Raw genomic sequence first — 8,792 nt, 5'->3', positions numbered from 1 at the left:
TTATATTTATAAAGTTGGAAGAAATTTGATCTCATTTTCGTCTATAACCGTAAAGTGTAATATTACAAGAGATCATACTTTTAGCTCAGCATTACCGATAATCCGTTCCCGGTTTTGCTCCAGTATGGGCTTTATATGCTGTGATATGAACTCCTCTACCTGCTGGGGCGCTCTCCCCACGAAGTTGCGGGGATCCATTATGCGCTTTATCTCTTCCCGGCTCAACCTGAAGGCAGGATCGTTGGCTATGAGCTCCAAGAGGTTGTTATCCTCTCCTAAAGCCTTAACTCTCCTTGCAGCTTCCATGGAGTACTGCCTGATCCTTTCGTGCAGCTCTTGTCGATCTCCACCCCTCTTTACGGCTTCCATGAGGATGTATTCGGTTGCCATAAAGGGCAGTTCCTCCCTAATCCTCCGTTCAATGACTTTTGGATATACCACAAGGCCGCTGACTATGTTGATATATATGTTCAAGATGGCATCCACAGCCAAGAAGCATTCGGCTATGACTATGCGCCTGTTGGCCGAGTCGTCCAGCGTCCTCTCCAGCCACTGGGTAGAAGCAGTGATAGCCGGATTTAAGGCATTGACCACCACATACCTTGCCAGGGAGCACATTCTTTCAGCCTTCATGGGATTTCGTTTGTATGCCATGGCGGATGAGCCTATTTGTTTTTCTCCAAATGGCTCTTCCAGTTCTTTGAGGCTTTGTAGCAAGCGCAGATCATTTCCAAATTTATATGCGCTTTGAGCTATGGAGCTCAATAGGTTCAATATTCTGCTATCCAGTTTCCTCGGATAGGTTTGGCCAGTAACCGGATAGGCGCGCTCAAAACCCAGCTTTTCAAGGACTTTTCTTTCGAGGAGCTTTACCTTTTCATGGTTGTTGTCAAATAGCGTGAGGAAGCTAGCCTGGGTCCCTGTGGTGCCCTTAACTCCGCGAAGCCGTATGCTGCTCCACACCTGTTCCCACTCTTCCAGGTCGAGCATGAGGTCCTGAAGCCATAGGCATGCCCTCTTTCCCACCGTTGTGAGCTGTGCCGGCTGAAAATGGGTGAATCCCAGGGTTGGCATATTCTTATATTTCAGCGCAAACTGTGATAAATAGTACATGCAGGTTATGAGCTTGCTCTTTATAATATTGAGCCCATCCATCATTATCAGAATATCGGCATTATCGGTAACGTAACAGCTTGTGGCACCAAGGTGTATGATGGGCTTTGCCTTGGGACACTGCTCCCCGTATGCGTGAACGTGGGCCATGACGTCATGGCGTACCTCTTTTTCCTTTTGCTGTGCCACGTCATAGTTAATGCAGCTCTGATGGGCTTTCATCTCATCTATCTGTTCTTGCGTGATGTTCAGCCCTAATTCTTTTTGGGCTTCGGCCAGGGCTATCCATAGTCTACGCCAAATCCTGAATTTCTTGTCGTCCGAGAAGTTCTCCAGCATCTCTTTTGAAGCATATCTGGTTACGAGCGGATTCTGATATATTTGGTGCGACTCCATAACGCATACCCCTTCTATTTTACGATATTTTACGATAAATTTTATCATTTATTACAAAATTCGACGCCAAATAGGGACTTTCCTGCCACAACATCGCATTTTTTAATCAACCATATCGTCTATGCTGGGTTAAGCCAATAACATTCCTACATTTGGTATAAAATCCATATGGCGTGCTTGCTGTTTAGTAAGTGTAAACAGTCTTCTCTAACGCTACAATCAATTAAAAAAGAGGGGAATAATATAACTCCCCCCCTATTGCTTTAACTTAGTCCTCCAGTTCCTTGATAAAAGCCTCTATCCTATCCAGCCCCTTCTTTATATTATCCAGGGATAGAGCATATGACAGCCTTACGTAATTGTCAGCACCAAAAGCTATTCCTGGTACCACCGCGACCATCTGTGCATCCAGCAACGCATCTGCAAAGGAAAGAGATCCATCTATGCGCCTGCCCTTATAGCTTTTACCTATCACTTGGCTTATGTTCAGCAACACGTAAAACGCACCTTTTGGCATATTACAGGATAAACCGGGTATGGAATTGATCCTTTCGACCATGAATTTCCTTCTCTTGTCAAACTCTGCTACCATGGTTTTGACCTGGTCTTTAGGTCCCTTCAGAGCAGCCAGGCTGGCGTATTGCGCTATGGAATTGGGGTTAGAAGTGGTATGGCTCTGTACGTTGGACATCACTTTCACCACTTCTTCATGGGCAGCTGCATATCCTATTCGCCATCCTGTCATGGCGTAAGTCTTTGACACTCCGTTTACTACGATGGTTAAATCCTTTATCTCAGGTCCCAAAGAAGCGATGCTTACATGCTGTAATCCATCATATACCATCGCTTCATATACCTCATCCGATATTACAAATAGCTGACTTTCCACAGCTATTTCGGCTATAGCTTGAAGCTCAGCGGGTTCATATACGCAACCACACGGATTGTTGGGAGTGTTTAAGACCAAAGCCTTGGTTTTAGGAGTTATGGCTTTTTTTAAATCTTCAGGCCTAAGCTTGAAGTGGTCTTCTTCTCTGGTTTGGACAAAAACCGGCACACCATCGGCAAGTTTTACCAGCTCGGGATAGCTTAGCCAGTAGGGCGATGGTATTATGACCTCATCTCCTGGATTGAGTATGGCCTGAAAGGCATTATACAGAGAGTGCTTTGCACCGTTGGATACGATTATCTGGCTTGGCTTATAGTCCAAGCCGTTATCCTCTTTAAATTTACGGCATATAGCCTCCTTAAGCTCGGCAATTCCTGCCACAGGAGTATATCGAGTCATGCCTCGATCGAGAGCCTCTTTTGCCGCTTCTTTAATGAAAGATGGAGTATCGAAATCTGGCTCACCCGCTCCGAATCCTACAACATCCATACCGTCAGCTTTCATTTTTTTTGCCTTGGCATCAATGGCAAGTGTCAGAGACCCCGAAATAGAAGTACTTTTCGATGACAGCCTCAACTTATATTCCTCCTCAAATGAAAGATTAAAAAAATAATCCATCATTTTGTCATGTATTATATCATGAATTTGCATTATCGTCTATGCCTTTATTCATTTTATTTTCATTATACTGATTGTGTGAGCCTATTAGTTACATGTGCCATCCTTTTAAGGTCTTCTATGATGCTACAGGGCATCTTTATGTCACCCAACTGGGGCATATCCTTTCCCTTTTCACCATGGTAATCGCTGCCGCCCGTTACGATAAGGCCGTGCTCATGGGCCAACCTCCTGTAATGCTCGCATTGCTCGGGGGTATGTTTGCTGTGTATTGCTTCAATGCCATTGACACCAAACTCTATGGCAAGCGTGACGTGTTTTTGATCCTTTAGCAAACCTGGGTGCGCCAGCACAGGCACTCCACCCGCATCTTTGATGAGCTTTATGCCTTGTTCAATCGTCAGATGGTATCTGGGCTCGTAAGCCGGGCAGTGGGTTCCAATATACTTCTCAAAAGCTTCTGCGATATCTTTCACTATACCCTTCTTAACCAATACTCTGGCGATGTGCGGCCTTCCCACAGCCCCTTGGGTTACTTCCTTCTTTACCTCTTCAAAAGATATATCGAAATTGTATATCCTCCTTAAGTTTTCAACCATCTTTTTGCCTCGTACCCATCTGGCATGGCGTAGATTTGCAAGCATATCTTGAAACCAGGGAAGGTCATAGCTAATATAATAGCCCAATATGTGAACCTCCTCGTCATCTGCCTTGGTGTTGAGCTCTATACCCGGGACTATTTGTACTCCCAGCCGTTCTCCTGCTGTTATGGCTTCTCTTAGACCGTCGGTGGAATCATGGTCGGTAATGCCAATCGCCATAAGGCCTGCCTGTAAGGCTTGGGCGACCAGCTGTGATGGGGTCAGTAGTCCGTCGGAAGCCGTGGTGTGGGTATGTAGGTCGACAAAGCACTCGTGTTTTTTCTGTGCATCAAAGCAGCAGACCATGTGCAGCACTCCTTTTGGCCAATGTGTTTGCTATTTTAATATCTTCTCCATTATGCGTAAAAAATTGTTATGGCATATTTTGCGCACGTCTTCTTCGCTGTAGTTTAGTCTAAGCAGCTCTTCTATTATATGGGGAAAACTCTGTGGGCCTTCTATCCCCTGCGGCAGGCTTTCGATGCCATCAAAGTCGGAACCAAATGCTATGCAGTCTATCCCTGCCAAACCGCCAATGTATTCTATATGCCTTATTATATCTGCAATTCCTGCATCTCCCCTCTTGCTTAAAAAAGGAGGATAAAAGTTTATGCCGATGACTCCGCCTTTTAAGGCAATTGCCTTGATCTGTTCATCATTCAAGTTTCGCGGGTGGGGACAAATGGCTTTGGCATTTGAATGGGAAGCTATGACAGGCTGCTGGGAGACTTCCATAACATCCCAAAAAGCTTCTTCGGACGCGTGGGATACATCTACTATCATTCCCATATCGTTCATGCCCTTTATTATCTGGTTGCCAAAAGGTGTGAGGCCATATCGGTTATGGGTATCCATCGCAGCGCCTGCTATCTGGTTGCTACGGTTCCAGGTAAGGGTCATAAGCCTGACTCCTGCGCTGTAAAGCACTTCTAAATTAGAAAAATTCCCTTCCAGCACCTCACCACCTTCTACCGTCAACAAGGCACCGATTTTGCCTGCCTCAAGCGCATCCTCTACATCATTAAAACGCAATATGGGATAGAAATAGGCAACATACTTATCGAGCATCCTTTGATATCTGTCAATGCGCTGTAGCCCCATGTGGAAGTATTTGCCTGTAAACGACGGGTCCATCCATACGGCAAAGAATTGAATGCCCACCCTACCTGCATATAGCCCCGAGATAGAAACATGGTTATTGTTCGGGCATTCTATAGCACCTATGTCATCAAGCTTGCTTATGGTATCGCAATGGCCGTCAATAACAAAAAATGGACTATGCATATCTCTTCTCAACCCCCCAGTTTTCAATAAACATGAAAATAGAGTAAGCTTCTACTTTTCAGCATATGCCGATGGGGGGTGACTGTAAATCTACGGGCAAAAAATAAAACCTACCTTGCGGTAGGTTTTATCGAGGTTCTACAATCAACTTTATAGCTGTTCTCTCTTCTCCATCGATTATGACGTCGGTAAAGGCGGGGATACAGATTAGGTCTACGCCGCTAGGTGCTACAAAACCTCTCGCAATGGCTACGGCCTTTACTGCCTGATTAATTGCTCCTGCCCCTATCGCTTGAAGTTCGGCTGATCCTCGCTCGCGTAAGACCCCTGCTAACGCACCTGCGACAGCATTAGGATTGGATTTAGCTGATACCTTTAATACCTCCATGGTTTGACCCCCTATTGCTTTTTTGTTTTGAATGATTTTCTATTTCGTATTATTCTACATTTATTAAAAAAATCCTTCTTTTGGAATGTAAATTTTTCTTGTTTAAAAACATATAATAATGAAGAACCCCAAAAATTTAAAAAGGTGTGACTATATATGCCACACCTTATTTTGCGTATTCAATGGCTCTAGTTTCTCTAATAACATTGACCTTTATTTGCCCTGGGTATTCAAGCTCTTTTTCTATACGCTTTACTATTTCCCTAGCCATTAAGAGCGCCTGGTCATCGCTTACCTTATCAGGTTTTACTATAATCCTAATTTCGCGTCCTGCCTGGATTGCAAAGGATTTTTCCACTCCTGCAAAGGAATTGGCAATCTCTTCTAGCTTTTCTAACCGCTTGATATAAGCCTCCAAAGTTTCCCTTCTGGCTCCTGGCCTTGCTGCAGAAATAGCATCTGCAGCCTGTACCAGTATAGCTTCAACGGTATTGGGTTCTACATCGCCGTGGTGAGCCATTATGGCATGCACCACATCAGCGCTTTCGCGATATCTTTTAGCCAGGTCAGCTCCGATTTGAGTATGAGAACCTTCCATTTCGTGGTCCACCGCTTTCCCAATATCATGTAGCAGACCAGCCCGTTTAGCAAGTTTCTGGTCGGCTCCCAGCTCAGCAGCCATAATACCTGCCAGGTGAGCTACCTCAATGGAGTGTTTCAACACGTTTTGGCCATAGCTGGTCCTGTATTTCAGCTTACCCAACAACTTGACCAACTCGGGATGAATTCCATGTATCCCAACCTCAAATATGGCCTGCTCACCTGCTTCGCGTATCTGGTTTTCAACCTCTTTTTTGGCCTTTTCTACCATTTCTTCTATGCGAGCCGGGTGTATTCTTCCGTCCAGTATGAGTTTTTCGAGGGCGATGCGGGCAATTTCCCTTCTTATAGGATCAAATCCCGACAATATGACGGCTTCTGGTGTATCATCGATTATTAAATCGATCCCAGTCAGCGTTTCCAAAGTGCGAATATTGCGCCCTTCTCGCCCGATAATCCTCCCCTTCATCTCGTCATTGGGGAGTTCTACAACCGAAACGGTTGATTCAGCTACATGATCAGCGGCGAACTTTTGAATAGCCAGCGATATTATATCGCGAGCTCTCTTATCGACCTCCTCCTTCAGCCTGTTCTCATACTCTCGAATCTTCATGGCTATTTCATGGGTAAGTTCCTTCTCTACGTTGCCAAGCAATATCTCTCGAGCTTGATCCTGGCTTAACTGTGCGATGCGTTCTAGTTCGCTTACCTGGCGCTTATGCAGCTCTTCAACCTCTTCACGCATCCTCTGAATTTCTTTTTGCAAGTTATTGAGGCTTTCTTCCTTTTGTTCCAAAATTTCAGCTCTTTTATCAAGGCCTTCTTCCTTTTGCTGGAGTCTGCGTTCTATCCTTTGAATTTCATTTCGCCTTTCGCGAGTTTCCCTTTCAAATTCACTTCGCAGTTTGTGAATCTCTTCTTTTGCCTCAAGTAAGGTCTCCCTTTTTAGTGCTTCAGCCTGCTTTTTAGCCTCCTCAACGATCTTTCTAGCGGCCTCTTCGGCATTGCCTATCTTCTCCTCTACAATCCGCTTTCGGTAATTGTATCCCAGGACGCCCGCTCCAATGGCTACTACTACCAGGGCAAATCCCATTAGTAGTATCTCTGCCACGGATTTATGGACACCTCCTCGCTACTTCAATGGAGCATCGCTGAGACAAAGAACTTCCTGCGTTTACCTCGTTTGTCCAGCGGGCATTGGGTTGGATACATCAATACTCTCTATGAATTTATACAAGGATCAGGTGTAAACTACTTACCTTTAATTGTATATCTTTTACTTATTCATGTCAACAATTGAGGATGTAAAACTCCTTAAACCGCCGCCATTTATTCTATCTCATCTTGGCTGGAGGAAGTTGGAAGTTCTATCACTTGCCCTAATTTAAACTCTTCCCTGATTTTCTGTTCAATCTCAGCCGCTATATGGGGGTTTTCCTTGAGGAACTGTCTGGCATTCTCCTTCCCCTGTCCGAGCCTTATATCGCCATACGAATACCAAGCACCGCTTTTATTTACAATATTAATGGAGCAAGCCAGATCCAGTATGCTGCCTTCCCTGGAGATACCCTGTCCGTATATTATGTCGAATTCCGCTTCTTTAAAAGGAGGAGCAACTTTGTTCTTTACTACCTTTACCCGTGTACGGCTACCTATGGGTTCAGAACCCTGCTTTATGGTATCCACGCGCCGCACATCCAGCCGCACAGAAGCATAAAACTTAAGCGCCCTTCCTCCAGGCGTAGTTTCGGGGTTACCAAACGTCACGCCCACTTTTTCTCTCAACTGATTTATGAAAATAGCAACTGTTCGTGATTTGTTTATAGCTCCCGATAGCTTGCGCAGGGCCTGTGACATCAGCCTAGCTTGCAGGCCAACATGGGCATCGCCCATTTCGCCTTCCAATTCGGCACGCGGCACCAGCGCTGCTACCGAGTCAACCACGATTACATCAACGGCTCCGCTGCGCACCAGGGCCTCGGTGATCTCAAGAGCCTGCTCCCCGGTGTCGGGCTGCGAGACTAGCAAATTATCTATGTCCACCCCTAAATTTTTGGCATAATGGGGATCCAAGGCATTTTCGGCGTCTATAAATGCAGCTATGCCGCCCATCTTTTGTGCTTCGGCAATGACGTGCAGCGCCACTGTCGTCTTACCCGAGGATTCGGGACCGAATATCTCCACTACCCTTCCCCTCGGCAATCCTCCCACTCCAAGCGCAATGTCCAAGTTCAACACGCCTGTGGGTATTACTTCTACATTCATGTGGCTGGATTGACCCAGCTTCATGATTGAACCCTTACCAAACTGCCTCTCAATTTGGCTGATAGCCATCTCAAGCGCTTTAGCTTTATCCATGACCTCAAGTCCGGCTCTTTGAGCCGGATATTCACCTGCCTCTCTGTATTCTTTCGAACACACGTTCTAATTCAATTATAATGCAATCCATAGGAAGGGTCAAGCGTTAAAAGCAATGGCCATCTCAAAGCTTAAGCAGCTTTCGGCGTAACAGATCCAGAGCTGTATTGGCAGTGGACAGCTTTATCCGCTTTCTGTTCCCCTGGTTATATATGCGGTTTACTTCTACATGGTTACCTGCAGCAATAGCGATATATGCCAGCCCTACAGGCTTTTCAGGGCTTCCACCGCCCGGACCGGCTATACCCGTCACTGCAAGACCTATATCGGCTCCGCTAGTTTTTAATATTCCTTCAGCCATTTCCTGTGCTGTCTGGGGGCTTACAGCACCATAAGCCTCTAGCGTTTCAGGCTTTACGCCCAACCGTTTTATTTTGGCCTGGTTGCTGTAGGTAACGCACGCCTCAAGGAGATTTTCGGAAATCCCCGGCACATCGGTCAACAT

General features: G+C 45.7%; 8 protein-coding genes. All 8 read right to left on the bottom strand.

Annotated features, from left to right (window positions below; translation table 11 throughout):
* Positions 1 to 72: 72 nt before the first annotated feature.
* Positions 73 to 1,509: an adenylosuccinate lyase gene (purB, locus tag FWJ59_RS06140; RefSeq protein WP_414481083.1), complete on the bottom strand. Its 1,437-nt coding sequence runs from the start codon at positions 1,507 to 1,509 to the stop codon at positions 73 to 75.
* A 268-nt stretch (positions 1,510 to 1,777) separates the two neighbouring features.
* Positions 1,778 to 2,974: a pyridoxal phosphate-dependent aminotransferase gene (locus tag FWJ59_RS06135; protein ID WP_414481082.1), complete on the bottom strand. Its 1,197-nt coding sequence runs from the start codon at positions 2,972 to 2,974 to the stop codon at positions 1,778 to 1,780.
* Between the two features lie 107 nt (positions 2,975 to 3,081).
* Entirely contained in the window at positions 3,082 to 3,963 is an 882-nt protein-coding gene (locus tag FWJ59_RS06130; protein ID WP_414481081.1) for a PHP domain-containing protein, read from the bottom strand.
* 30 nt (positions 3,964 to 3,993) lie between these two features.
* On the bottom strand, positions 3,994 to 4,941 hold the full coding sequence (locus FWJ59_RS06125; protein ID WP_414481080.1) for a dipeptidase: 948 nt from the start codon (positions 4,939 to 4,941) through the stop codon (positions 3,994 to 3,996).
* 127 nt (positions 4,942 to 5,068) lie between these two features.
* Positions 5,069 to 5,329, bottom strand: coding sequence for a stage V sporulation protein S (locus tag FWJ59_RS06120; protein WP_414481079.1), 261 nt, complete (start codon positions 5,327 to 5,329; stop codon positions 5,069 to 5,071).
* Positions 5,330 to 5,495: 166 nt separating this feature from the next.
* On the bottom strand, positions 5,496 to 7,022 hold the full coding sequence (gene rny / locus FWJ59_RS06115) for a ribonuclease Y (protein WP_414481085.1): 1,527 nt from the start codon (positions 7,020 to 7,022) through the stop codon (positions 5,496 to 5,498).
* 236 nt (positions 7,023 to 7,258) lie between these two features.
* Positions 7,259 to 8,287, bottom strand: coding sequence for a recombinase RecA (recA, locus tag FWJ59_RS06110; RefSeq protein WP_414481084.1), 1,029 nt, complete (start codon positions 8,285 to 8,287; stop codon positions 7,259 to 7,261).
* Positions 8,288 to 8,411: 124 nt separating this feature from the next.
* A partial coding sequence (locus FWJ59_RS06105; RefSeq protein ID WP_414481078.1) for a CinA family protein occupies positions 8,412 to 8,792 on the bottom strand: 381 nt, incomplete at its 5' end.

The sequence above is a fragment of the Caldicoprobacter sp. genome (assembly GCF_047459465.1).
GTDB lineage: Bacteria > Bacillota > Clostridia > Caldicoprobacterales > Caldicoprobacteraceae > Caldicoprobacter.
Note: the sequence above shows the minus strand (reverse complement) of the source record. Positions and strands in the feature narration are given on the sequence as shown.